This is a genomic window from Brachybacterium sp. GCM10030252, from assembly GCF_042666535.1.
GTDB lineage: Bacteria > Actinomycetota > Actinomycetes > Actinomycetales > Dermabacteraceae > Brachybacterium.
Window position 1 is genome coordinate 124,372 of the sequence record NZ_JBHTDM010000012.1, and the last position, 23,928, is coordinate 148,299.

General features: G+C 69.0%; 27 protein-coding genes and 1 pseudogene. 16 read left to right on the forward strand and 12 right to left on the reverse strand.

Annotated features, from left to right (window positions below; genetic code table 11):
- Positions 1-240, forward strand: coding sequence for a PspC domain-containing protein (locus ACFQRJ_RS12415; RefSeq protein WP_377019447.1), 240 nt, complete (start codon positions 1-3; stop codon positions 238-240).
- A gap of 47 nt (positions 241-287) precedes the next feature.
- Here the strand turns inward: ACFQRJ_RS12415 and ACFQRJ_RS12420 are convergent, their stop codons facing one another.
- Positions 288-1,412 (reverse strand): hypothetical protein, encoded by a 1,125-nt coding sequence (locus ACFQRJ_RS12420; protein ID WP_377019448.1) that lies wholly within the window; start codon positions 1,410-1,412, stop codon positions 288-290.
- Between the two features lie 144 nt (positions 1,413-1,556).
- On the opposite strand from ACFQRJ_RS12420, the gene ACFQRJ_RS12425 reads away from it, so the two are divergent.
- The gene (locus tag ACFQRJ_RS12425; RefSeq protein WP_377019449.1) at positions 1,557-1,925 is read left to right on the forward strand and encodes a hypothetical protein; all 369 of its coding nucleotides are present in this window, start codon (positions 1,557-1,559) and stop codon (positions 1,923-1,925) included.
- A 47-nt stretch (positions 1,926-1,972) separates the two neighbouring features.
- On the opposite strand, the gene ACFQRJ_RS12430 is transcribed toward ACFQRJ_RS12425, so the two are convergent.
- Positions 1,973-2,284 (reverse strand): hypothetical protein, encoded by a 312-nt coding sequence (locus ACFQRJ_RS12430; RefSeq protein WP_377019450.1) that lies wholly within the window; start codon positions 2,282-2,284, stop codon positions 1,973-1,975.
- A 188-nt stretch (positions 2,285-2,472) separates the two neighbouring features.
- Positions 2,473-3,372 carry a helix-turn-helix transcriptional regulator gene (locus ACFQRJ_RS12435; RefSeq protein ID WP_377019452.1) on the reverse strand — a complete coding sequence of 300 codons (900 nt, stop codon included), beginning with the start codon at positions 3,370-3,372 and terminating at the stop codon, positions 2,473-2,475.
- A 121-nt stretch (positions 3,373-3,493) separates the two neighbouring features.
- On the opposite strand from ACFQRJ_RS12435, the gene ACFQRJ_RS12440 reads away from it, so the two are divergent.
- The 7 genes from ACFQRJ_RS12440 (at position 3,494) to ACFQRJ_RS12470 (ending at position 9,945) form a co-directional block, all read left to right on the forward strand.
- Positions 3,494-4,255 carry an SDR family NAD(P)-dependent oxidoreductase gene (locus ACFQRJ_RS12440; protein ID WP_377019453.1) on the forward strand — a complete coding sequence of 254 codons (762 nt, stop codon included), beginning with the start codon at positions 3,494-3,496 and terminating at the stop codon, positions 4,253-4,255.
- 32 nt (positions 4,256-4,287) lie between these two features.
- Entirely contained in the window at positions 4,288-5,553 is a 1,266-nt protein-coding gene (locus ACFQRJ_RS12445; RefSeq protein WP_377019454.1) for a M24 family metallopeptidase, read from the forward strand.
- Positions 5,554-5,657: 104 nt separating this feature from the next.
- The gene (locus ACFQRJ_RS12450; RefSeq protein WP_377019455.1) at positions 5,658-6,575 is read left to right on the forward strand and encodes an aldo/keto reductase; all 918 of its coding nucleotides are present in this window, start codon (positions 5,658-5,660) and stop codon (positions 6,573-6,575) included.
- A gap of 105 nt (positions 6,576-6,680) precedes the next feature.
- On the forward strand, positions 6,681-7,391 hold the full coding sequence (locus tag ACFQRJ_RS12455) for a TetR family transcriptional regulator (protein ID WP_377019456.1): 711 nt from the start codon (positions 6,681-6,683) through the stop codon (positions 7,389-7,391).
- Positions 7,391-8,611 carry a cytochrome P450 gene (locus ACFQRJ_RS12460; RefSeq protein WP_377019457.1) on the forward strand — a complete coding sequence of 407 codons (1,221 nt, stop codon included), beginning with the start codon at positions 7,391-7,393 and terminating at the stop codon, positions 8,609-8,611. Before ACFQRJ_RS12455 ends, ACFQRJ_RS12460 begins: the two co-directional genes overlap by 1 nt.
- Before the next feature lie 66 nt (positions 8,612-8,677).
- On the forward strand, positions 8,678-9,316 hold the full coding sequence (locus ACFQRJ_RS12465) for a hypothetical protein (RefSeq protein WP_377019459.1): 639 nt from the start codon (positions 8,678-8,680) through the stop codon (positions 9,314-9,316).
- Between the two features lie 287 nt (positions 9,317-9,603).
- The gene (locus ACFQRJ_RS12470) at positions 9,604-9,945 is read left to right on the forward strand and encodes a YciI family protein (protein ID WP_377019460.1); all 342 of its coding nucleotides are present in this window, start codon (positions 9,604-9,606) and stop codon (positions 9,943-9,945) included.
- A gap of 166 nt (positions 9,946-10,111) precedes the next feature.
- Here the strand turns inward: ACFQRJ_RS12470 and ACFQRJ_RS12475 are convergent, their stop codons facing one another.
- Positions 10,112-10,366, reverse strand: a complete 255-nt coding sequence (locus tag ACFQRJ_RS12475) for a hypothetical protein (RefSeq protein WP_377019461.1) — start codon at positions 10,364-10,366, stop codon at positions 10,112-10,114.
- Positions 10,367-10,490: 124 nt separating this feature from the next.
- Between ACFQRJ_RS12475 and ACFQRJ_RS12480 the strand changes: the two genes are divergently transcribed.
- Positions 10,491-11,000: a hypothetical protein gene (locus tag ACFQRJ_RS12480; RefSeq protein WP_377019462.1), complete on the forward strand. Its 510-nt coding sequence runs from the start codon at positions 10,491-10,493 to the stop codon at positions 10,998-11,000.
- Positions 11,001-11,387: 387 nt separating this feature from the next.
- On the opposite strand, the gene ACFQRJ_RS12485 is transcribed toward ACFQRJ_RS12480, so the two are convergent.
- The 5 genes from ACFQRJ_RS12485 to ACFQRJ_RS12505 form a co-directional block, all read right to left on the reverse strand.
- On the reverse strand, positions 11,388-11,813 hold the full coding sequence (locus ACFQRJ_RS12485; protein WP_377019463.1) for a type II toxin-antitoxin system VapC family toxin: 426 nt from the start codon (positions 11,811-11,813) through the stop codon (positions 11,388-11,390).
- Positions 11,810-12,043 (reverse strand): toxin-antitoxin system, encoded by a 234-nt coding sequence (locus ACFQRJ_RS12490; RefSeq protein WP_377019464.1) that lies wholly within the window; start codon positions 12,041-12,043, stop codon positions 11,810-11,812. The genes ACFQRJ_RS12485 and ACFQRJ_RS12490 overlap by 4 nt, the downstream gene beginning before the upstream one ends.
- A 236-nt stretch (positions 12,044-12,279) precedes the next feature.
- Positions 12,280-13,146 carry a GyrI-like domain-containing protein gene (locus ACFQRJ_RS12495; RefSeq protein ID WP_377019466.1) on the reverse strand — a complete coding sequence of 289 codons (867 nt, stop codon included), beginning with the start codon at positions 13,144-13,146 and terminating at the stop codon, positions 12,280-12,282.
- Positions 13,147-13,304: 158 nt separating this feature from the next.
- Positions 13,305-14,390 (reverse strand): redox-regulated ATPase YchF, encoded by a 1,086-nt coding sequence (ychF, locus tag ACFQRJ_RS12500; protein WP_377019467.1) that lies wholly within the window; start codon positions 14,388-14,390, stop codon positions 13,305-13,307.
- Between the two features lie 177 nt (positions 14,391-14,567).
- Positions 14,568-15,218 carry an NAD(P)-dependent oxidoreductase gene (locus tag ACFQRJ_RS12505; RefSeq protein WP_377019469.1) on the reverse strand — a complete coding sequence of 217 codons (651 nt, stop codon included), beginning with the start codon at positions 15,216-15,218 and terminating at the stop codon, positions 14,568-14,570.
- A 220-nt stretch (positions 15,219-15,438) separates the two neighbouring features.
- On the opposite strand from ACFQRJ_RS12505, the gene ACFQRJ_RS12510 reads away from it, so the two are divergent.
- Both ACFQRJ_RS12510 and ACFQRJ_RS12515 read left to right on the forward strand, forming a co-directional pair.
- Positions 15,439-15,912, forward strand: a complete 474-nt coding sequence (locus tag ACFQRJ_RS12510; protein ID WP_377019471.1) for a hypothetical protein — start codon at positions 15,439-15,441, stop codon at positions 15,910-15,912.
- A gap of 64 nt (positions 15,913-15,976) precedes the next feature.
- Complete coding sequence (locus ACFQRJ_RS12515; protein ID WP_377019472.1) at positions 15,977-17,191, forward strand: DNA recombination protein RmuC; 1,215 nt, start codon at positions 15,977-15,979, stop codon at positions 17,189-17,191.
- Positions 17,192-17,319: 128 nt separating this feature from the next.
- Here ACFQRJ_RS12515 and ACFQRJ_RS12520 read toward each other — a convergent pair whose 3' ends face one another.
- Positions 17,320-18,324, reverse strand: coding sequence for a 4-hydroxy-3-methylbut-2-enyl diphosphate reductase (locus ACFQRJ_RS12520; RefSeq protein ID WP_377019473.1), 1,005 nt, complete (start codon positions 18,322-18,324; stop codon positions 17,320-17,322).
- 246 nt (positions 18,325-18,570) lie between these two features.
- Between ACFQRJ_RS12520 and xseA the strand changes: the two genes are divergently transcribed.
- The gene (gene xseA / locus ACFQRJ_RS12525; protein ID WP_377019474.1) at positions 18,571-19,872 is read left to right on the forward strand and encodes an exodeoxyribonuclease VII large subunit; all 1,302 of its coding nucleotides are present in this window, start codon (positions 18,571-18,573) and stop codon (positions 19,870-19,872) included.
- Positions 19,873-19,916: 44 nt separating this feature from the next.
- Complete coding sequence (locus tag ACFQRJ_RS12530; protein ID WP_377019475.1) at positions 19,917-20,240, forward strand: exodeoxyribonuclease VII small subunit; 324 nt, start codon at positions 19,917-19,919, stop codon at positions 20,238-20,240.
- A 92-nt stretch (positions 20,241-20,332) separates the two neighbouring features.
- On the opposite strand, the gene ACFQRJ_RS12535 is transcribed toward ACFQRJ_RS12530, so the two are convergent.
- On the reverse strand, positions 20,333-20,980 hold the full coding sequence (locus ACFQRJ_RS12535; protein ID WP_377019476.1) for a DUF4245 family protein: 648 nt from the start codon (positions 20,978-20,980) through the stop codon (positions 20,333-20,335).
- 131 nt (positions 20,981-21,111) lie between these two features.
- On the opposite strand from ACFQRJ_RS12535, the gene ACFQRJ_RS12540 reads away from it, so the two are divergent.
- Both ACFQRJ_RS12540 and ACFQRJ_RS12545 read left to right on the forward strand, forming a co-directional pair.
- Positions 21,112-22,023 (forward strand): carbohydrate kinase, encoded by a 912-nt coding sequence (locus ACFQRJ_RS12540; protein WP_377019477.1) that lies wholly within the window; start codon positions 21,112-21,114, stop codon positions 22,021-22,023.
- A gap of 126 nt (positions 22,024-22,149) precedes the next feature.
- Positions 22,150-23,565 (forward strand): class II fumarate hydratase, encoded by a 1,416-nt coding sequence (locus ACFQRJ_RS12545; protein WP_377019478.1) that lies wholly within the window; start codon positions 22,150-22,152, stop codon positions 23,563-23,565.
- Positions 23,566-23,729: 164 nt separating this feature from the next.
- On the opposite strand, the pseudogene ACFQRJ_RS12550 reads toward ACFQRJ_RS12545, so the two are convergent.
- Positions 23,730-23,928, reverse strand: a pseudogene (locus ACFQRJ_RS12550) (IS5/IS1182 family transposase); the annotation flags it as partial.

The following is a 23,928-nucleotide window of genomic DNA, read 5'->3' on the forward strand; positions in this document are numbered from 1 at the left end:
ATGGACGGCATCTTCCAGACCATTCGCAACATCGGCTTCCGACGCGGTCCGCGGCGCATGGTCGCGGGCATCGGAGGCGGCCTCGCCCAGAAGTTCGGACTCAATGTGTGGCTGGTCCGAGTGCTGCTGCTCGCCTCGTTCCTGCTGCCCGTGCTGGGCGTCGGGGCGTATCTCGTGGCATGGATCTTCCTTCCCTGGCAGGACGGTCGCATCCCCTTGGAACGGGCGCTGGGAGCCTGATCCGTACGACGCGGCTCGTACCCGTTCGGCCAGGACCGGAGCCAGGTCTACCCGTGCGTCTGGCCTTCACCTGATTCACGGGCCCGGCCCTTGACCTCGTCCGCACCGTCGGCCTGCTCGGCATCCCGCGCGGCATATCGTCCCTTGCCGAGGAGCTTTCGGCCGCGATCCATCGCGACTCCGCCCACGGCATTGGCCGAGCTGCTGGCGCCTCGCACGACGGACAATGTGCCGGAAGCTGCGTTTCCCGCGGCCCCTCCGATTCTCTCTCGTGCCGCGGCGAGGCGCCCCGTTGACGGCTCCGCTGCGCTTTCCGCCGCCGAGAGCGCGCTCCTGTAGTCGGCGGCATCGACACCGGGAGGTGGTAACTGGCGAAGGTGCTGCTTGAGCCGTGCGGCCTGGCTCCGCAGCGAGACCAGAGTCATGCCTCCCGAGATCACACCCCCTGCGAGCGGCACCGTCTTGGTGACGGTCTTGGCGAACGAGTCCTTCGTGATCTTGATGCCGATGAGTTTGAGGGTGCTCTTGACGGGCCCGTACCAGAGAGTCTTCGTCAGCGCCCTCTGCGAGAGCTGCTTCTGGATCGCCGGACGCGCCACCTGCGCGGCAAAGGTCGTCAGCGAAGCCGAGGCGCCACCGACTCCCATCATGACCCCCAGGAACACGGCCAGCTTGCCCAAGGTCTCGTCATCTATTTCGTCGAGATCGGCGATGAAGTTCTGCCACCCATAGAAATAGGCCAGCTTCTGCATCACACGGAATGCATGCACGTAATACTGGGTGATATCGGCAGGGACCGTCGCAAGCATCGTGAATCCACCAGGAATTCCCGCGGCGAACGATAACGTCGCGGCCTTGTTCGTCTCGAAAGAGATCGACGCGCCGGCGAGTTCGTCGAGCTGAGCAATGGAGATACCCGCTTGCACCGGTGTAGTTGCCACGGCACGGTCGATGGTCGCGCCGTCGAGGCCAAGCTTACGCAGTTCCTGACGCAAGAACGAAGAACGGTCGACTCGGACTCCACGGATACGTATGACCTTCTTGAGGAATTCCGCAGCGAAGGAGATCGCCTCCGCATCCTGCTGGCGCAGCGTGTCGTCGAACGCCCCACCGGGATCCGGTGCTTCCAGATCACCACCGACCCCGGCTACCTCGTTCTCCCGATCGACCATGGCGCCTCTTCCCCTTGTCACGTGATCCCCGCGGGAGGAGTTCATAGGCCCCTCGAGCCACAAGTATGAACTATTGACCGTCACACCCGATCTCTACCGGGTCCCGACGCTCGCCTCTCGTCGCGGTGGCCGTAGAGTCCCCTCATGCCACCGTCCACGAACACCACCGTCACCGTCGCCGCCGATGGAGTCGGGGCCGTCTCCACAGTCCTCGGCGGCCTGCTGACGATCGCACCGCTCACGAGCGGGCGATGGCTCGGTCTGGCCGATACCGACGCCGGTCATCGGCGCCTGCTCGGCATCACCGACCTCGGCCTCGGCATCACGATCCTCGCCGGCCGATCCTCACCCCGGCGATGGTGCGCCGTCGCGTCCCGAAGCCTGCTCCACGTCGCGTTCGCCCGCGAGTACTCGCGGCACGGTCGCCGATCCGCCGCCGTCGCGATGTGCGCACTGTTCGTCATCGATGCTGGGATCGCCGCGGGACTCCGCGTGGGGCGTCGTTCCGTTTGATACTGCCGCTGCGTTCCGGCACGGAGTGCCATCACGCCGGAGTCGCGTTACCGCTCCGCGTGGTCTTCGCCGACGATCGACGTACTGATGGCGTCTTCCTGCGCGACGTCCCCGGACGGGATTCCGGGGTGGAGGCCGTCGCGATGCGTTCCGTCGGAGCGGTTCCCGCCACCGTCGATTCTGAGCCGCGAGACGATTCGGTAGCGCTCGCCCTGGTGGACGGAGTGGACGTACGCAGCAACGTGTCCGGCGGTCTCGGTGGTGGGCCGGTCGAACAGCAGCGCCGGCGACAGCTCCGGGGCGTCCAGCAGATAAGCCTCGGTGACACTGAAGACTGGCGGCTCGATCGCCTGGACCACCTCGTGGACGCGCCATCGTGGCGGCCACCGTCTTCCTCACGACGCGCAATCGTCGCCGCGAGGCCACTCTGCTCCAGGACGCGGGCACCGCCCTGGACGGCCTCGCCGAGCAATAGGGGTGGACCTATGTGGCTGAGACCGCGCCACGCCCGGGGCACGGCGAAGTCGGGGAAGAATGTCTCGACCATTCACTCCCGGACGTTCTGGTCCGGGGACGGGACCGTTTCGACGGCCGGATCTGTCGAAGGATCGCCGTCGCGGCCGAGGCAACGCACGCGCAGCTGGTCGAGGGCATCGGCCTCGTGGGTTCCTGCCGCGGCAGAGAAGACGATCAGCGATTGATCCGTGTCCGGCAGCAGCAGCGTCTCGCAGTCCAGGACGAGCGTGCCGAGGGGTGGATGGGAGACGGTCTTCGTCAATGAACGCTGGACGGTCGCACGTCCTTCCTCCCACATGCTCCAGAACCGTTCGCTGCCGCTGATGAGGTCGTCGGTCAGGGCCCGGAGGTCCGGATCGTTCGGGTATCTGGACAACGCGGTCCGCAGAAGCCCGACGAACTGCCGGGCGGTTTCCTCATCTTCGTCCGGCGTGACCGCCACGCGAGCGGCGGTGGTCCCGAGGAAACGCTGCCAGATGAGGTTGGCGCGGCCCTCGGCGGGCTGGTGCAGATCCCCGAGCAACGCGCAGCCCATCGCGTTCTGGGCCAGCACGTCGCCCTTCGCCGAGACCACCAGCACCGGGAGGTCGGTGAGGCGGTGGAGCAGTCGCAGCACGCTCGCTCGCACTGACATCTCGACCCGACCGGCAAGCGGCGGAACGCTGCCGGCGAGACGGAAGACCAGGTCGCGCTCATCGCGCTCGAGCTGCAGGGCGGAGGTGAGTGACTCCAGGACCTGGTCCGACGGGCGGGATGCGCGCCCCTGTTCGAGACGCACCACGTATTCGACGCTCAGGCCGGCGAGCTGCGCCACTTCCTCGCGCCGCAACCCGGTGACCCGTCGCCTGGGGCCGGCCGGGAGCCCGACGTCCTGCGGGCGGAGGCGGGCCCGGGCTGAGGTGAGGATCTTGGCGAGTTCGGCACGGTCCATCGGCTCAGTCTCGCACCCACATTCCGCGCCGGGCCCGGGCCCGGACCCGCGATGGTGGTATCGGCGCTCCTACTCTCAGGCGTGCCTGGATGACATGACAGCCGGCGAGCACAGTCGAGGCATGAACACCACACCGGATACATCAACCCATCACGCCACCACAGTTCTGATCACCGGCGCCAACAAGGGCCTGGGCTACGAGACGGCCCGGCGCCTCGGCGAGTTCGGCTGGCGAGTCTTCCTCGGCGCACGGGACGAGGCACGCGGCCGAGCGGCCGCCGACGCCCTCGCCACCGGCGGGGCCGACGTCACCTTCATCCCCCTCGACGTCACCTCCGACGAGTCCGTGGAAGCCGCCGTCACGGCCCTCGGCGCGCACACCGATCGTCTGGACGTCCTGATCAACAACGCGGGTATCACCGGCGAGAGCGTCGGCCCGCTGGACGATCTCCTCACCCCGGAGACCACCCTGCCGCAGCACCTGATCCCGGTCTTCCGGGTCAACGTGCTCGGGCCGGTCCGCGTCACCCATGCGTTCCTCCCCCTGCTGCGAGCCGCGGAGGACCCGCGGGTGGTGATGGTGAGCAGCGGCGCGGGGTCGCTGACGGTCGCGACAGATCCTTCCCGCCTCGAAGCCCAGGTGGGCCACCTGCTGTATCCCGTCTCGAAGTCGGCGCTGAACATGCTGACCGTGCAGTACGCAAATGGCATCCCCGACGTCCGGTTCAACATGGCCGATCCCGGCTTCACCGCGACCGACCTCAATCATCACCAGGGCAGCCAGACGGTCACCGAGGGCACCGACGCCATCGTCGAGCTCGCCGTCGCCTCCCCCGGACCCAATCGGGCCTACCGCGACCGCAACGGCGTCGTCCCGTGGTGACGACGACTCCACGAGCTCTGACGGGATCGATGATGAGTGACTCCCCCGTGCCGACCTATTCGATGGCCGAGCGCACCCGTCGCTGGGACCTGCTGCGTGCCTTCATGCGCCGCGAAGGGTTCGACGCGATGCTCGTCGTCGGCGAGCACGAGGATGCCGGGCCCGCACCGTTCGCCTACGACGCGTGGATCACCAACGCTCGCGCGGGCACGACGGTGATCCTCGCCCGCGATGGCGACCCGATCGTGCTGCTTCCCATGGAGATGTTCACCAAGGACCACCGCGAATCCGCACGCCGGGGCGAGGCGATGTGGGTACCGCCGGAGAATCTGCGGATGCCCCGGGACTCCACAGTGGTCGCCCGCACTCTCCACGAACTCGGACTCGCTCGAGCGAGGATCGGCGTCATCGGGCTCGAGCTCTACCCGCCGTGGCATCCCGAGGGGATCATCCCGTACGGCCTGTGGAACCCGCTGCTCCGCGAGTTCCCCGACATCGAGTTCACACCCGTGGGGATGGCGGTGTCCCGACTGATCCTGCCGCTGGGTGCCGAGGAGATCGCCGTCGTGCGCCGCTCGGCCGAGATCGGCGATGCGATGGCGCGAGCCATGGTCGAGACTGCTGCGGTCGGTGTGCCGGAGAGCGAGGTGTACGCGGCGGGCATGGCAGCCGGCTATGCCCGGGGCACCACACCCGCGGCCATGCATTTCTGGTCAGGCCCCGACCCGCTGGCCTCCGGGCTCCCTCCGTGGAGCTACCGACCTCAGACGCCGCGCACCCTGGCCGAGGGCGACATCATCTCCGCGGAGGTGTTCAGCAACGTCGGTGGCCGGCACAGCCAGCACCAGGTCACCATCAGCATCGGTGAACCGCAGCCGGACCTGCTCCGCGCCGCCGACGTCGCCAGAGCGGTCTATGACGCCGCGCTGGAGGCGCTGCGTCCCGGCCGCAGCTTCGGCGAGGCGGTGGAGGACCTCCGGGCGCCGTACGCCGACGCGGGGGGATGGGAGTTCGGACCCAGCATCCACACTCTGAACCCGATGATCGCGGCAGGTGGGTTCCCTCGCGAGACCAGCCGCCTCATGGCAGCCGCCGACGCGTACCCCTCAGAGCCCGACCACAGCCCGACCATGAGCGCCGACATGCGCCTCGAACCCGGGATGACCTTCGCCCTCGAACCCAACTACGTGATCGGCCGCCGACTGGCCTACCTCGGCGGCACCGTGATCATCGGAGACGACCGACCGATCGAGCTGAATCCATACACCGCCCGGATCCTCGAGGCCGGGAGACCGTGAGCCGAATCAGTCCTCCCGACGGATCCGACGGTCACGCAACGGCGTGCGGTGGCACGGAGAGAACCCTCGTGAGGGCCGACCTGCACCTGTGGAAAGGAAGCATCGTGAGACAAGAGCCAGAAGCAGTCCAGCCGACACCTGGAGGTACGACGAACCTGGGCGACCACCCCGTCGCGCGCATCGGATACGGAGCGATGCAGCTGGCGCACGCAGATGAGGCCACGGCGCACGCCATCCTGCGCCGCGCCGCGGAACTCGGCGTCAACCACATCGACACCGCATCGTTCTACGGCAACGGCAGGGTCAACCGGCTCATCCGCTCGGCGCTCGCGCCGTACCCGAGCGACCTCGCACTGGTCAGCAAAGTAGGCGCCCGCTTCGACGCCGGCCACACCCCGACGACGGTACCGGCGCAGCGTCCGCACGAACTGCGCAGCGGCGTCGAAGATGATCTGCGTGAGCTCGGCACCGAGCGCATCACCGTGGTGAACCTGCGCCGCATGGACGCCGGGCCCGGGTTCGTGGACGAGGGTGGTGGCGGCGTGCCGCTCGATGACCAGCTCGCCGAGCTCGTGGCCCTCCGCGATGAGGGGAAGATCGGCGCCATCGGCCTCAGCAACGTCAGCGCCGCCCAGTTGCAGGCCGCGCTGACGGCGGGGATCGTGTGCGTCCAGAACCTCTACAGCGTCCTCGACCGCCGGGACGAGGCGCTTCTGGAGATGTGCCGGAGGCACGACATCGCCTGGGTGCCGTTCGCTCCGCTCGGATCGGCGCTCGACCACATCCCCTCGCCCACCGAGCATCCCGTGGTGAAGGAGATCGCCGCTCGCATCGGTGTCACATCCGCGCAGGTCAGCCTCGCATGGGTGCTCGCACACGCCCCGAACACCCTGCTCATCCCGGGCACCGGAAGCATCGAGCATCTGACCGAGAACATCGCCGCCGCCGACGTCCGCCTCTCGGCCGCCGACATGTCGGCGCTCGACGCTCTCACCTCGAACGCCACAGCTCGCATCCGCTAGTCAGCATGGACCGGGCCGCGCTCGACACCCTGACCCGCGAGGACGGCAGCAATTTCTCATCCCATCCCTTCCATCGCGACTGAACATTTGTTTAGCATGCTGATCATGCGTTCAGACCTCACGGCCCGCGCCCGAATCCGCGATGCCGCCCTCGAGCGCTTCGGCACCGAGGGCGTGGCCCGCGCGACGATCCGCGCCATCGCCGCCGACGCGGACGTCTCCCCGGCGCTGGTGCTGCACCACTTCGGCTCCCGCGACGGGCTCCGCGCCGCATGCGACGCGTACGTCATCGAGACCATCCGCGGGAGCGCCGGCCGTGAGAGCCAGCTCAGCGACGTCGGCCGACTGGCGGCCAATCTGCAGGGCGCGACCGGGCTGCGCCGCTACCTCGCCCGCACCCTCATCGACGGCACGGCCGGGGCCAACACGCTGTTCGACGAGATCGTCGAGGTGACCGCGGCCGAACTGGCCACCGGAGAAAGCGCCGGCTGGGCGCAGCCGAGCTCGGACCCGCGGGCCCGGGCTGCCGTCTACGTGAGCTGGCTGCTGGCACCCCTGGTGTTCGGCGATCACCTCGCGCGCGCCTTCGGCGTCGACGACCTGCACTCCCCGGACGCCACCGTGCGCTACTCGCACGCGATGGTCGAGATGCTCACCCGTGGCGTTTTCACCGACGACGACGCCCTGCAGGCCTGGGACGCCCTGACCGGCACTGCAACGTCCGATCCGCCCGCACCCGACGACGACCGCTCCCCCACCTGGCCGCCTCCGTCGGCGAGGACCACGCCGCCCGCAGGCGTGGAGAAAGGACCGTGATGACCGACCTGCATCTGTCCGACCTGCTCACCACACGGGACCGCGACGCGTTCTGGGCCGAGATCGGCACCGAGCCGCCGGTCCGCCGCGCGTTTTACTTCGACCAGTCGCACGTCTGGCTGGTCACCGGTTACGACGAGGCGACAGCCGTGCTGAAGGACCCTGCATCGTTCAGCAACGACATCAACACCCGGCAGGACACGGTGGACGTGGCAGCGGCTGCCGGCTTGCCCGATGACGTCGCGCCGTACATGACGGAGACCCTCGGCGCTTATGATCCCCCGGACCACGCCCGTTTGCGGCGCCTGGTCTCGCGAGCGTTCACCGTCCGGCGGGTGGAGTCCCTGCGACCCCGTATCCAGACCATCATCGATGAGCTGGTCGACGACTTCCCGGACGAGCCGTTCGACGTCATCGACCGCTTCGCCCTGCCCCTGCCGGTCCGAGTGATCTGCGAGCTGCTCGGTGTGCCGGACGAGGACGCCCCGCGCTGGCAGCAATGGTCGTCGGGCCTGACGGCGCCGGACCCGACCGTGATCGCCGACAGCGCCCGCGGCCTGGTCGCCTACATGTCCGAGCTGATCGAGCGCAAGCGCACGCACTCCGATGACGCTCTGCTCAGCGCGCTGATCGAGGTGCGGGAGTCCGACGGCGACCGGCTCAGCGACCGCGAGCTGATCTCGCTGTCGCTGACGTTGTTGCTGGCCGGGCACGAGACGACGGTGAGCGTGCTCAGCGAGGGCCTGCTGCTTCTGCTGACCCGGCCGGAGGAGCAGCGGCGCCTGCGAGGCGACCTCGACCAGGTGCCAGTCGCCGTCGAGGAGATGCTGCGGGTCGCCGGCCCGGCAGAGATCGCACCGATGCGCTACGCCAGGCGCGATGTCGAGGTCGGCGGCGTGAGGATCCCCGCCGGCGACGCAGTGCAGATCGTCTACGCGACGGCCAACCGGGATCCGCGCCGCGTCGAGGCGGCCGGTAGCACCGACCTCGCCCGTGAAGACAATCCCCATCTCGCGTTCGGCACCGGGATCCACTACTGCCTGGGGGCGTCGCTGGCGCGTGCGGAGGCCGACCTGGCCTTCCGGACGCTGCTGACGCGGTTCGAGGACCTGAGCCTCGCCACCGACGCCGACCAGCTGCGCTGGAAGCCGGGCATCGCACGCCGGCTCGAGCACCTGCCGGTGACAGTGACCCGGGCCGCGAGGCCCCGCGGCTGGTGATCTGCGCCGGAGACGGAGCAGTCCGCGGGGAGTCCGGGACCGGGCGGATAGGTAGGGTGCCCTCCGATGGAGCTTCTCGTGCCGATCCTCTTCGCCTTTGTCTTCGTCGCCATCGTGGCGGCTGCCGTGCTGCTCATGACGCGCGGCCGGCGTCGCGAGAGTGCGCTCCTCCAGGATTCGGACACGGCCCTGCACGACCTCGCCGAGCGGTGGGGGTGGACTTATGAGGCCGAGGAGACCGGCTTCGCGGATCGGTTCACCGGGTTCCCCTTCAGTCAGACGGCTCGCGGCCGCATCTCGCGGGAGATGCTGCACGGCTCATTCCGTGGTCGCCAGGCCGTCTGCCTGCTCTACGTCCCGACGCCGATGACCGTCGGCGAGCGCCGGACGTACCGGCGCCACTACCGGGTCTTCACGCTCCAGCTGGCTCGCGAGGTGGCGACGCTGCAGGTGACTCCGACCGCGCGAGATGTCCGGCCGCGGGGCGACGACGCGTTGGCGCAGCGGGTCCTCTCGGCGGAGGTGCGCACGGCGGTGCGCGAGCGCGGGCTGCCGATCCGGTTCGAGGGCGATGTGCTGATGACGTGGTTCGAGCAGAAGCACTCGTTCGGTCCGGCCGAGGTCGAGGCCGGGTTCGCGTACCTGGACGAGATCGCCGATCTTCTGCCCGAGGAGCTCGGCGGAACCCATTGTCGGCCCGGGTGACCGAACGCGATAGGCGCCACCATGGCGCATCGGTCGCGCTGCCTCCCGCCCCATGGTCGAGCGCGAGATCGTCGCGGATGAGGCCGGCTTCGTTCCCAGTCACGGCCTGACTCTCGAACCATGGCCTGATGCCGTCGCGGCAGCTTCGATACGCAGCGGTATTCTGCGCGAAAGCGGCTGGCGCAGAACACGAACGTGCACGTCCGACTATGACCGCTGGAGACTCTGCCGGCACCGACGAGGGTAGGCCCGGCGGACGCCCTCCGGCACGCCCTCGAGGAGCCGACATGACGCAGTACATCATCTACTTCAACCAGCAGTGGGTGGGCGAGCACAGCCCCGAGTCGATAGCCGAGCGCGGCCGGCGGGCCCATGACGTCGTCGAGGAGATGAAGCGCGCTGGCGTCTACGTGGTCGCGGGCGGCGTCGACGAGAACCTCGACAACGCCTTCAGCGCGGACGACACGGGCGGGACCCTCGTGATCACCGACGGCCCATACCCCGCGCAGGATGCGCGCCTGGGCGGACTGACCATCGTGGACGTGGCCGACGACACTGCGGCAAAGCTGTGGGCGGGCAAGCTGGCCGAGGCATGCGGCTGGCCGCAGGAGGTTCGCCGGATCTTCTGACTCGTGAGGCGCGTCGTCCAGGCGCGTCCTCGATGTGCAGATCTGAACCCGCGCCGCCGATCGCCCGCGCAGACCGTTGCCGGGCGCTCTCCGGCCAGGCTCCACTGCGACATCTGGGAGCTCTCCGATCTGCCGCGATCCCGGATGCACGTGCACACGGGCACATTCAGGACTGTCCGGGTCCACGATCCGTGACCTTGTACGGTTCACCCTTCTGGTCATAGGTGATCCATTCGCCGACGGGCTCGCCGGCGTCGAAATGCCCTGAACGCTTGAGCGTCCCGTCCTTCCGGTACCACTCCCAGTACCCGACCGGTACATCGCCGTCGACCTTCCCCCTCGACCAGCGCGACGCTCCGTCCGCGTGATACTTGATGAGGTATCCATCGACGAACTCAGACTGCTTCTTCGGTTCAGCCATGCTCACATCATTCCACTGCCGGTACAGCGGTCTCGTGCCGTGGCAGCGACCGCACCGTCGTGCGCAGGCCTCGGGTCAGGCGTGTGCAGGGGTCATACGCTGGCCAGGGCGGAGAATGGTTGGCATGAGGATCGGGATTCTGCGCACAGTGCTCCTGTCGCTCGCCTTCCTGGCGATCGTCGTCGCGTCGGGCATGCCGCTCGTGTCGGTCGAGGGCGACGGCGGCGGCAACACCCCAGACTGGCACCCCTACGGAGTCCTCTCCGACCCGGCGCATCCAGTGTCGTTCCTCGTGTACGCGAGCATCGTTCTCACCGTGGCCGCGGGCGCGGTCACGTGGGTCCGCCCCGGCCGAGGCGTCGCGGACCGGGCCGCCGGGGCCGTGCCGGCGGCACTCGCGGTACTCGTTCTCGTCCTCGCCGCCGCGTGGCTGGGTGCGCAGGAGAGCTTCATGACCTGGTCAGGTTGGGACGAGGTCAACGACCGCGAGATCGGCGGCATGACGGTCATGCGCCCCACCAGATGGGTCGCCCTCCTGTGGTTCGCAATCGCCTGCCACGCGGCCGCAGGGCTCCTCGCTCTCATTCCCAGAGGACCGAGGCCCTCGACTCCTTCGCAGGGCATACCGCGTTGAGATAACCGGTGGGCCGACGACGTTGAACCCCGGAGCCCTCGACGACCCCCGTGTAGAGAGCGGAACGGAAGCCAGGGCGATTCAGCCGCGCCTCCTCGCTGTCGTTGACCGCATCGACGCCATCGTGCCGACCGCCTCGTACGCGGCGACTCCGACGCGCCAGCCCCGCGCAAGGCCACCGGCGAGGACAGACTCTTCGACCACATCGACGGACAGGTGCACCGAACCCGTACGCGCCGCGAGGATCTCAGCCACGCTCTTCCCGACGCCGGGAAGCCCTGAGATCATCCCCTTGACGCTGCATATCGGTGTTCGAGGCGAACGCGACATAAACGGGAGTCGCATCGTCGTATCGAAGCGGGCGGAGATACGCCACACCATCCGGCGTCACCCCTTCACGACCCACGGGTCGACCAGCTCGACGCCGGTGTACGCGAAGTCCTTCACATTGCGCGTCGCACAGATCGCTCCTTGCGCGAGGCAGATCGCGGCGATCTGCGCGTTGGCCGTGCTGATAGGTGCCCCCACGCTCTCCCGAGCCACGAGCACTTCGGCATAGCGGTCGGCCGCCGGGTCGTCGAACGGCAGCACCGAGCGACTCCCTCGATACGGCTCGAGAGCGGCTTCGACGCGCCTCGTCAACTCATCTTTGCGTCGACCGTCGGGGAGTCGCCGGACACCCGCCAACAGCTCCGCGAGCGTGACGGACGTGATCGCGACATCACCCGTCAACGACGCGAGCCAATCCACCACATGCGCCTCCGGCGACGGCCGGAAGATCTCTGAGATGACGTTCGTGTCGAGAACAATCACTCGAAGTCCACCGCCCGCGCTGCGTCGTCACGCGCGGGGACCTGCAGGTCTTCGACTCCGCCAACGTCCTGCGCAGCTGACAGCAGCGCCATCCCGATGTGCGGCCGTCGAGCCGCCTTCGTCAGGATGTCGCGAACCTCCGCCTCCATGGAACGACCGTGCTCCTTCGCCTGCGTGGCGAGCCGCTGCTTCACTGCGTCGTCGAGCCCACGAACGATGATGGATGGCATCAGCGATCACCTCCTCTGATATCAGGCATGATAGCGCCACCGCAGTGAGCGCACCAGGCACTGTGGCACGCGCCTGATACGGATACCGCCCCAGCCGCCTCGTGCCGAAACGACCAGCGCTGTGTCCGTCGACGGGCACTAGTCACACGTTGAAGCGGAACTCCACCGCGTTCCGTCGTCGAATAACGTAAGCCCTCCGGCCCGGTCCGAGCCCGGTCCGGACCGGAGGGCTGGAGTCAGCCCCGTTCGATCGGGAGCCACAGCTCGCAGGTTGCTGTGCTGAAGTCGTCAGCGTGCTCGAGGATCGACACGATCGACGGCCCCGGGCGCAGCCGCCACGGATTCGATGGGAACCACTCCGACGCCGAGGCAGCGTAAGCGTCCTGTAACGCCGCGGGGTGCGGTCCCGATGTACGGAACACAACCCACTCCCCCGTCTCGAGATCGATCGCATCGAGGTCGCTCGGAGTCTCCGTCCCTCCTTCGACTGCGACCCCGTGCACGTAGGTGAGCTCACTTCCTTCGCGGTAGTCGGGGTCGACGTCAGCGGTCACCTGGAGGATCCCACTCGGCTCCGTGCTGCCGATGTCCTTGAGTCGCTGGTGCTCCGAGACGGGCAACGACGCGATGTGCTGCTGGATGTGTGTATTGACGCCCTCGTGGATCAGCGGCACGCGTGTGGCGTGGCCGACGAGGCGGAAAGCAGGTCGTTCGATGATTCGGGCATCCATGGGGACGCTCCCTTCGACAGTCAGGCGAAACCTGAGCGTGGGTTGGCTTCGAAGGGGGCCACCATCACGACGCACGTCGCCGTGGCTCACGCCGTGCACGGAACGGAACGCGCGCCCGAAGGCTTCGATGGATCCGTACCCGTAGCGCACCGCGATCGTCAGCAGGTCCTCGTCACCGATCAGGTCCGCCGCCGCGACGGTCATCCGCCGTCGACGCACGTACTCGGACACGGGCATACCCGCCAACGACGAGAACATTCGTCGGGCGTGATAACCCGTCGTGCCCATCGACACAGCGAGCACATCGATGTCGATGTCGTCGCCGATACGACTTTCGATCTCATCGACCAGCCGATTGAGGATCTCGATCATGGTTGCTCCCTTCGCCATCCACTCTCGTCCCGACGCTGAACCGCGCGCCCGACAATTCCGATCCGATTCCGTCGCGCCCGCACCCGCTCCACACACTCCGGACAGCGAAGGCCCCGCCGATCACGAAGATCGACGGGGCCCGGCAGGATCAGCTCAGCTCACACGTTAAACCGGAACTCCACCACGTCCCCGTCACGCATGACGTAGTCCTTGCCCTCCATGCGCACCCAGCCCTTGGCCTTGGCCTCGCTCATCGAGCCGGCCTCCATGAGCTGGTCGAACGAGACGATCTCGGCCTTGATGAAGCCGCGCTCGAAGTCGGTGTGGATGACGCCGGCGGCCTGCGGGGCGGTCGCGCCCTTGGGGATCGTCCAGGCGCGCGCTTCCTTGGGGCCGGCGGTGAGGTAGGTCTGCAGGCCCAGGGTGTCGAAGCCGACGCGTGCGAGCTGGTCCAGACCGGATTCCTCCTGGCCGGTGGATTCGAGCATCTCGGCGGCTTCCTCGGCGTCGAGCTCGATCAGCTCGGCCTCGAACTTGGCGTCGAGGAAGATCGCCTCGGCGGGGGCCACGAGCGCGCGCAGCCGCTCCTGCATCTCGGTGTCTGCCAGCCCGTCCTCGTCGGTGTTGAAGACGTAGATGAAGGGCTTGGCGGTCATCAGCTGCAGCTCGCGCAGCTCGGCGACGTCGATGCCGGCGGCGTCGGCGCCCTGGTAGAGGGTCTTGCCGGTCTCCAGCAGTGCCTTGGCCTTGGTGACGTTCTCCAGCACGGTCGGCTCGATCACGCCGCGCTTGGTGTCCTTCTCCAGGCGCTGCAGCGAGTTCTCAATCGTCTGGAGGTCGGCGAGGATCAGCTCGGTGGTGATGATCTCCATGTCACCGGAGGCGTCGACGCTTCCGGGCACGCGGGTCACGTCGGGATCGGAGAAGGCGCGGGTGACCTGGCAGATGGCCTCGGCCTCGCGGATGTTGGCCAGGAACTTGTTGCCCAGGCCCTCCCCTTCGCTGGCGCCCTTGACGATGCCGGCGATATCCACGAAGGAGACGGTCGCGGGGACCACCTTCTCGCTGTCGTACATCTCGGCGAGACGGCCGAGCCGAGGGTCCGGCAGCGGGACCATGCCGACGTTGGGGTCGATGGTCGCGAACGGGTAGTTCGCGGCGAGGACCTCGGCGCGGGTCAGGGCGTTGAACAGGGTGGACTTGCCGACGTTGGGCAGTCCGACGATTCCGATAGTGAGAGCCACGGGAGGAGATTCTACGTGCCACCGCAGCATCGTCACGGTTCCCAGCGGTGAGCCACTGCTCTCAGATCAGGCAGCCGCGCTCGGCGCGGTCACGGCCGGGAGCTCTGGCGTGCACCGGGTCGCATGGTTCCCGGCAGCGTCCCAGCACTCCCGGCCGGGCAGCGCCACGATCCCCGCTCAGTAGGCGACGGTGAAGTGTCCCCGGCGGTGCGCAGGCTTCTCGATCTCGTCGACGATCGCCAGCGCGAGATCCTGGCCCGAGATGAAGGAGCGCCCGTCCTCGTCCCTCATCAGCACCTCGCCGCCGAGGCGGTAGCTGCGTGTGGCCTCGCCCGGCGCGAAAGAGCCGAACTCGGCAGGCGGGCTGATGAAGAACCAGTCCAGATCCTCGTCGGCCGCCTTGAGGTCTTCGAGCACGCTGTCGAGCTCGCGCGGCTCGTCCTTGACCTCGAGCGGGAAGTCGGGCGAGTCCACGAACTTCGGACCCCCCTCGGCGACCAGCAGGGAGCCGGCCCCGCCGATGACGCCGAAGCGGACGCCCTTCTCCTGCGCGAGGCGGGCGACGGTCTTCTCGATGCCGCGCAGCGTGCCGGGCTCGGCCATATCCCCACGCGGTGAGAGAGCGGAGACGACGACGTCGGCGTCCTCCAGGATGCTCGCGATGAAGGACTCCTCGCGTACGTCCCCGGTGCGGTACTCGACGCCCTCGAGGGGATCGGACGGTGCGGTGCGGCTGACGGCGAGCACGTCGTGCCCGCGCTCGGCGGCCTCTGCGGCGAGGTGCCCTCCGGCGTAACCGGTGCCTCCCAGGATGACGATTCGCGACATGACCATTCCTTCCCGCGCCCGCAGGGCGTCCGTCGGCCGGCGGATTGCCACCGTCAGACCTCGCAACTGATTGAACATTGGAGAAACTACTCGCGGTGAGAACGAGACGTCAATGCACGCTCCCGTCGACGTGCAGCGTGGCCCCGACCGAGCGAGGTCGTTCTCGCCGCCTGCCCCCGATTCGGCCTGCGGAGCCCTGTTGCGCGATTACCGTGAGGACATGGCGACCTACCCCTCCCCCGGACCTGGACGGCCCGCATCCCGCAGCAAGCTGCCGTGGATCATCGGCGGGTGCTGCGCTCTTCTCGCGCTGGTGACCGCGCTCGTCGCAGTGGTCGGCGGCGTGTGGTTCTTCGCGCTGCGCGAGACGCCGGAGGACGTCGTCCAGCAATACCTGGATGCCTGGGACGCTCGGGACTGCGAAACCTTCGAAGCGGTCTCCACCGAGGACTTCCGGGGCGAGGACTACACATGCTCCAGCTGGTCGGAGCGCATCCAGGAGGAAGATCTGACCTTCGAGACAGAGATCGGCGAGACCACGATCGACGGCGACCGCGCTGAGGTCCGCATCACCGAGGTGATGACCGACTCCACCGGCAGCTATGAGGCCGTCTACGACTTCCTCCTGATCAAGGACAGCGGTGACTGGCTGCTCGACGGCTCCGAGACGGTCAGGGAGTCTCGCCCCGTCTGAGTCCTCGTGAGCTGACGGCGCGTGGCGGCGCTCGTCCGTCGCACCCCCGTGGTGTGCTGGGCCCATGAGCGGTACACAGATGCTCCTGCTGGGATTCCTGCTGGGCGCGGCGGTCGGAGCCCTCGCCACCTGGCTGCTGCTGCGCGAGCGCGCCCGCGTCGCCGGTGAGCAGCAGCGCGCCGAGGCCGAGGCCTCCGGTCAGCTGCTGCGCCTGGCCGACGAACGCTTCGAGCGCGACGTGGCCCGTCGCGACGCGGCGGAGGAGGAGCGCGAGGCGGAGCTGCAGCGCACCCTCGCCCCCATCACCGCCACGCTCTCGCACCTGGAGCGCTCCCTGGCACGGTCCGAGGCGGCGCGCATGGAGGCCGAGGGGGCGCTGCGCTCCCATCTCGACCAGCTCGCACAGCGCGCGCAGTCGCTGGAGACCGGAACCAGCGCCCTCACCGCGGCGCTGCGGGCACCCACGGCGCGAGGCCGCTGGGGCGAGGTGCAGCTGCGACGGATCGTCGAGGCCGCCGGCATGCTCGAGCACGTCGACTTCAGTGAGCAGCTCGCCGGCACGAGGGCCGACGGGGACAAGGGGCAGCGGCCGGATCTGGTCGTGCATCTGGCCGGCGACAGGCACGTGGTGGTCGACGCCAAGGCACCGATGGACGCCTACCTCGATGCGACCGGCGAGACCGACCCGGATCGCGCCGCGGCACGCCGCCGGGCGCACGCCAAGGCGCTGCGTCACCACGTCGGGGTCATCTCGGGCAAGGCCTATTGGAAGGCGCTCGGGGACACTCCGGAGTTCACGGTGCTGTTCGTACCCAGCGACGGTGTGCTCGCGGCGGCCCTGGAGACGGACCCGGATCTGCTCGAGCACGCTTTCGCCAAGGACGTCGTCGTCGCCTCGCCGGCGACTCTGGTGGCGCTGCTGCGCACCGTCGCGCACACGTGGCGCACCGATGCCCTCAATCGGGATGCGCGCACAGTGCTCGAGGCCGGGCGCGAACTGCACCACCGGCTCGGCACGTTCGTCGGCCATCTGGGCAAGGTGGGCCGGTCACTGGACTCATCGGTCGCGGCGTTCAACGAGGCGGTGGGCTCGCTGCAGTCACGGGTCATGGTCACGGCGCGCCGGTTCGAGGACCTGGGGCTCAGTGGTACGGAGATCGACGAGGTCGATCAGCTCACGCGGCGAGCCCGCACGCTCGATGACGCCGATATCGCAGATCTCGCGCGCCCGGCAGAGGCCCGCGCCCAGTCCCCCGATCGCGAGGATCGCGCCGGCTGATCCATGTATCGCGCGTTCCCGCGGGAACGCTGCACTCCGTCGAGACGTTCCCGCGGGAACGTTTTTCGCGGCTGCGTCAGCTTGGAGGGCAGGTGCCCCGCGGCTCGGCGCTCAGGACTCGATGATGATCAGGATTCGGCCGTGGCGTGGCGACCCGAGGGACGCTGGCGGCGGTCGGTCTCACCGCTGGCCTTCATCGACTGGCGCAGCTCACGGGGCAGGGAGAACATGAGGTCCTCCGTCGCGGTCCGCACGGGCTCGACATCTCCGAAACCGCGCTCGGCGAGCTCGCCGAGCAGCTGCTGGACCAGGATCTCGGGCACGGAGGCACCGGAGGTCACGCCCACGGTCTCGATCCCCTCGAACCACTCGTCGCGCAGCTCGGCGACCGAGTCGATGCGATGGGAGGCCTTGGCGCCGGCCTCCAGCGCCACCTCCATTAGACGCACCGAGTTCGAGGAGTTCGGGGAGCCGACGACCAGGACCAGATCGGCCTGGGGCGCGAGGTTCTTGACCGCGACCTGCCGGTTCTGGGTGGCGTAGCAGATGTCGTCGCTGGGCGGGGCCTGCAGCGCCGGGAAGCGCTCGCGGAGCCTGTTCACGGTCTCCATGGTCTCGTCCACGCTGAGGGTGGTCTGCGAGAGCCACACGACCTTCTCGGGGTCGCGCACCGTCACGTCGCCGACGTCGTCGGGCGAATTGACGACCTGGACGTGCTCCGGGGCCTCCCCCGCCGTGCCCTCGACCTCCTCGTGGCCGTCGTGGCCCACCAGCAGGATGTCGTAGTCCTCGCGGGCGAAGCGCACCGCTTCCTTGTGGACCTTGGTCACCAGCGGGCAGGTCGCGTCGATGGTGCGCAGATTGCGCTCCTCGGCCATCTCGCGAACCTTCGGGGAGATCCCGTGGGCGGAGAAGATCACGAGCGACCCCTCGGGGATCTCGTCGACCTCCTCGACGAAGACGGCGCCCTTCTCCTTCAGCCGATCCACGACGAACTTGTTGTGGACGATCTCGTGGCGCACGTAGACGGTCTCGTCGTAGTGCTCGAGGGCCCGTTCGACGGCGACCACAGCCCGGTCGACTCCGGCGCAGTAGCCGCGCGGCTCGGCAAGAAGGACGGTTCCGTTGCTCACGCCCCCATCGTAGGAGCGCGGAGCCGATCACGGCAGGGACGTGGGGCAAGACTCACCAACCCTGCACAGACCCGGTCCCGGGACGTCACCTCTGAGCGTCCGGGGCGGCGCCCCTCGGGGCGCGATCCCGCTGCGGCAGGGTCGTCGCTCGTGTGCGCCCCGGAACGTTCCTCCCCAGGGCATCTGCATCCCCCGAGCCCGGCGGCGGGGCCCACGCTGTCCCACCCTCGTGCCACAGTGGTGCCCATGAGCGAGACCTCCTCCGAACCCGGCGCGAGCGGTGCCGCGGCGCCGCGGCCGGCCCTGGCTCCCACCGCGGCGCTGACCACGGCGGAGAACCCCTGGCCGCTGCGGCAGCTGTCGGTCAAGGTGAGCGAGTACGTCGCCCGGATGTCCCCCCTGTGGGTCGAGGGCGAGATCGTCCAGCTCAATCGGCGTCCTGGCTCGGGTCTGAGCTTCATGACCCTGCGCGATATCGACGTGGACATGTCCTTCTCGGTGCCGATCCGCGAACACGTGCTGCGTGCCCTGCCGATGGAGCCGGTCGCCGGTGCCCGCGTCGTCGTCCATGCCAAGCCGACGTTCTGGACCAAGCGCGGCAGCCTGCAGCTCGAGGCCGACGACATGCGGCCGGTCGGGCTCGGAGAACTGCTCGCCCGGCTCGAGCAGCTCAAGCGGATCCTGGCCGCAGAAGGCCTGTTCGACGCGTCCCGCAAGCAGTCACTGCCCTTCCTGCCGCGCGTGGTGGGCCTGATCTGCGGCCGCGAGTCCGCCGCCGAGCGTGACGTGGTGGTCAATGCACGGCGCCGCTGGCCGGCAGTGCAGTTCGAGATCCGGGAAGTGGCGGTGCAGGGCACCAAGGCCGTGCGGGAGGTCTCCGCGGCGCTGCGCGAGCTCGACGAGCGCGAGGACGTCGACGTCATCATCCTCTCGCGCGGGGGCGGCTCCCTCGAGGACCTGCTGCCCTTCTCCGACGAACAGCTGACCCGGCTGGTCGCCACCGCGAGCACCCCGATCGTCTCCGCGATCGGCCACGAGGTCGATACGCCCCTGATCGATCTCGCGGCCGACGTGCGCGCCTCCACTCCCACCGATGCCGCCAAGCGCGTGGTCCCCGACATCCAGGCGGAGCTGGAGCAGCTGAACCTGGGACGCACCCGGCTGCGCTCCGCGATCCGTGCCCGGTTGGAGCGGGAGCAGTCCGCGCTGGATGCGATGCGCTCGCGCCCCGTGCTGGAGAATCCCTCGACCATCCTGGCCGGGCGCGCCGACGAGATCCGTTCCCGGATCGCCCTGGCCCGCACCCTGGTGGGATCGCGACTGGACCGCGCCGCCGACCAGATCGACCACCTCGGCCGGCAGGTGCGCTCCCTCAGTCCGCTGGCCACTCTCGAGCGCGGCTACGCGGTGGCGCAGACGGCCGATGGCAGCATCGTGCGCTCCCCGGAAGCAGTCGCCGTCGGGGAGCCTGTGTCGGTGCGTGTCGCCGGCGGACGCTTCGGCGCCCAGCGCACCGAGAACGACCCGTACACGCCGCCGGCGCCCTGACCCTGCCGTCCTGATCCCGTGCCCTCCGACCGTGAAGGAAGCCCATGAACCAGTCCCCTGCCGAGACTCCCACCGGCCCGTCCGACGCCGCGAGCACGGACGATCACCAGGCCGCGGAGACCGTCCCCGAGGTCACTCCCAAGGAGGACCAGCAGCTTCCGGCCGACATCGCCGAGCTGTCCTACGAGGCCGCCCGCGACCAGCTGGTCGAGGTCGTGCGCCGCCTCGAATCCGGTCAGGGCGGCCTCGAGGACTCCATCGGGCTGTGGGAGCGCGGCGAGATGCTCGCCCGACGCTGTCAGCAGTGGCTCGACGGGGCACGCGAGCGCCTCGATGAGGCCGTCAGCGCGCGGCGGAAGGACGACTGAGCCCGGCATTCCGGCCTCGGCCAGCGTGAGCGTGGACGCGGGGAGGTCGTCGAATGGCGGCGCCCTCCACGAGCTTCGTCCCCGGCCCGGCGTCAGGCAGCCGTGCCCTGCTCCATGTCGGCAAGTGCGGCTTCGGTGAGGGTTCGCAGCTCGGCAGGGTCGGCATCTCCATGCACCAGGATTCCGAAGTCCTCTCCCTGGCAGGCGATGCCCCGCTCAGTGGCGTCCCCCTCGCCACCGCGGAGGACCTGACAGCCGGCCCCGCCGATGCTGAGCTCCTCCTCGACCACGGCACCGGGAAGCGCGGAGGAGAGCATGGGCGCGCTGACCTCGGCTTCCTCGGTCAACGTCATCAGGGCTCCCTCCGGCGAGGAGTACTGCACCTGCCAGCGCGCGTTCTCGCCACCGGTGAACCGCGCCGAGCGTTCGGTCCATCCCTGGCCGAGCGCCGGCGCAGCGACCGGGAAGCCGGCCTCGGCCTGCGCACGCTGGGCGCTCGAGGCGACGTCGACCTCGGAGTTCTCCAGCGGTTCGCGATCGAGATCGCTGCCCACGCCGAAGAACGCGATCCCGACAATGACCACCACGGCGACCGTCAAGCTGAGAGCCCACACCATGTTGCGCAGAACCGTGTTCTGCTTCGTGGGCAGTTGATACGCCGATTTCGGCTGCGCAGGCGGGTCCTGGTTCTCCGGCGCGGCAGGCTGAGCGTCGGTCGTCTCATCGGGGGGCACGTGCATGGCCCCATTGTCCCGCACCGCGCCTCCACGGCCGACGCCTCGCGCGCCCGTACCGCTCTCCCGCACGCTCTCCGCCACGGCGGCGGCCCATCGGGTTCGCCCTGGCCCCGGAAACCTGCGATGATCGAGCGGTGACCGCGAGATTCCTCATCGTCGGAGAAGCACTCACTGACATCGTTGTCGGCGCCGACGGCGCCCGTCGTGAGCATCCCGGCGGTTCCCCCATGAACGTGGCCGTCGCGCTGAGCCGCCTCGGCCACACCACCCATCTGCTCACCCACATCGGCAACGATGCTCGAGGCGACGCCATCCGCGCCCATCTCGCCGAGTCCCGGGTCGAGCTGACCCCGGCGAGCTCGCTCGAGGGGCCCACCTCGACTGCTGAGGCCGTGCTGGATGCGAACGGGTCCGCCACCTACACCTTCGATCTGGCGTGGGACCCCGACCCGGCCGGGCTGCCCGAGAACGTCGGCGCCGTGCACACCTCCTCGATCGCCGCCGTGCTGGATCCCGGTGCCGCGACCGTCACGGATGTCCTGCGCCGCGCCCGCGAGCGCTCGACCATCAGCTACGACCCCAACGCCCGGCCGACCCTCATGGGCGATCCGGTGGCGGTGCGCGAGAGAGTCGAGGCGAACATCGCTCTCAGCGACATCGTCAAAGCCTCCGACGAGGACGTGACCTGGCTGTACGACACCGAGGACGTCGAGGACGTGGTCGCCTCCTGGCGCGATCTGGGCCCAGGGCTGACCGTCATGACCCGCGGCGGCGAGAGCGCAGTCGGATTCACCGACGGCGGTCGCGTGCAGGTCTCCCCCGTGGTCACCGAGGCGGTCGACACCGTCGGCGCCGGGGACACCTTCGCCGCCGGCATCCTCGATGCGCTCGCCGACAAGTCGCTGCTGGGCGCCGATCGCCGCGAAGGACTGGCGTGGCTGCCCTCCGACGACGTCGCCGCCGTGCTGCGGCGCGCCTCAAGGCTCGCCGCCATCACCGTCTCGCGGCCCGGCGCGGATCCGCCGTGGAGCCATGAGCTGAGCTGAGCTCCGCCCGCGCTCGGACACCCATCGCCGGGGACCGCAATTCCCCGTCGGCCCCATAGCAACCGCACGACCCGATTCGATCGTCCGACAGCTCGATCGTACGAACAGACTGAGGGAGGCCTCTCCATGTCCCAGACCACGCCGGCCAGTGACCAGGACGACTACCGCATCGAGCACGACACCATGGGTGAGGTCCGGGTGCCCGCCTCGGCCCTGTACCGTGCGCAGACCCAGCGCGCCGTCCAGAACTTCCCGATCTCCGGGCAGGGGCTGGAGAACGCGCACATCCACGCCCTCGCCCAGGTGAAGAAGGCGGCGGCGCGCGCGAACAAGGACCTGGGAGTCCTGGCGGGGGATATCGCCGATGCGATCGTGGCCGCCGCGGATGAGGTCATCGCCGGCGATCACGACGGCCAGTTCCCCGTGGACACCTACCAGACCGGCTCCGGCACCAGCTCGAACATGAACATGAACGAGGTGCTCGCGACCCTGGCCAGCGACGGCGGCCCCGAGGTCCACCCCAACGATCACGTCAACGCCTCGCAGTCCTCCAACGACGTCTTCCCCACCTCCGTGCACGTGGCCGTCACCGAAGGCGTCGCCAAGCAGCTGCTGCCGGCGCTGGACCACCTCGCCGAGTCGCTGGAGACCAAGGCCGAGGCCTGGAAGGCGGTCGTGAAGTCCGGCCGCACCCACCTGATGGACGCCACCCCGGTCACCCTCGGCCAGGAGTTCGGGGGGTATGCGGCCGCGATCCGCTACGGCATCGAGCGCGTCGAGGCCGCCCTGCCCCGCACCGCCGAGGTCCCACAGGGCGGCACCGCCGTGGGCACCGGGATCAACACCCCTGCGGGATTCCCGCAAAAGGTCATCGCCAACCTCGCCGAGCAGACCGGGCTCCCGCTGACCGAGGCCCGCAACCACTTCGAGGCGCAGTCGGCCCGCGACGGCCTGGTGGAGATGTCCGGTGCGCTGCGCACCATCGCCGTCTCGCTGACCAAGATCTGCAACGATCTGCGCTGGATGGGTTCGGGCCCCAACACCGGGCTCGGCGAGATCGCACTGCCGGACCTCCAGCCCGGCTCCTCGATCATGCCGGGGAAGGTCAACCCGGTGATCCCCGAAGCCGTGCTGATGGTCAGCGCCCGCATCGTCGGCAACGATGCAGCCATCGCCTGGGGTGGCGCCCAGGGCTCTTTCGAGCTGAACGTCCAGATCCCGCTGATGGGCACCAGCCTGCTGGAGTCGATCCGTCTGCTCTCCAACGCCTCGCGGGTGCTGGCGGACAAGACCGTCGACGGGCTCGTCGCCAACGAGGAGAAGGCCCGGTTCTACGCCGAGGCCTCCCCCTCCATCGTGACGCCGCTGAACAAGCTGATCGGCTACGAGAGCGCCGCGAAGATCGCCAAGCACGCCGTGGCGGAGCGGGTCTCCGTGCGCGAGGCCACGATCGCGCTGGGCTTCGTCGAGCGCGGCGAGCTCACCGATGAGCAGCTCGACGCGGCCCTCGACGTGCTCTCGATGACGGCGCCGCAGGCCTGACGCGGCGGCCTCAGCCCGGGCCACCCGCCCGAGCCTGCGCCAGGAACCGCACACGGCGGCGTCGGCGCCGCCCGACGTAGGACTGCACGGGCTCATCCTAACCGGCGCCGACATGGAGCCAGCATGTGCACAGCTAGGTCCATATAGCGCCTAGGGCATGTCTCCTATTTGCGTAGCCAGGCGATGACGGCGCAGAGGACGACGCTGGCGCGGTAGGTGATGGCGTGTTTGTCGTAGCGGGTGGCGATCCCGCGCCACTGTTTGGCCAGGCCGAACTGCCGCTCGACGACGTTGCGGCCAGCGTATGCGGTCTGGTCGAGTCCGGGCGGTCGGCCCCCGCAGGAACCCTTCCTCTGGCGGGCA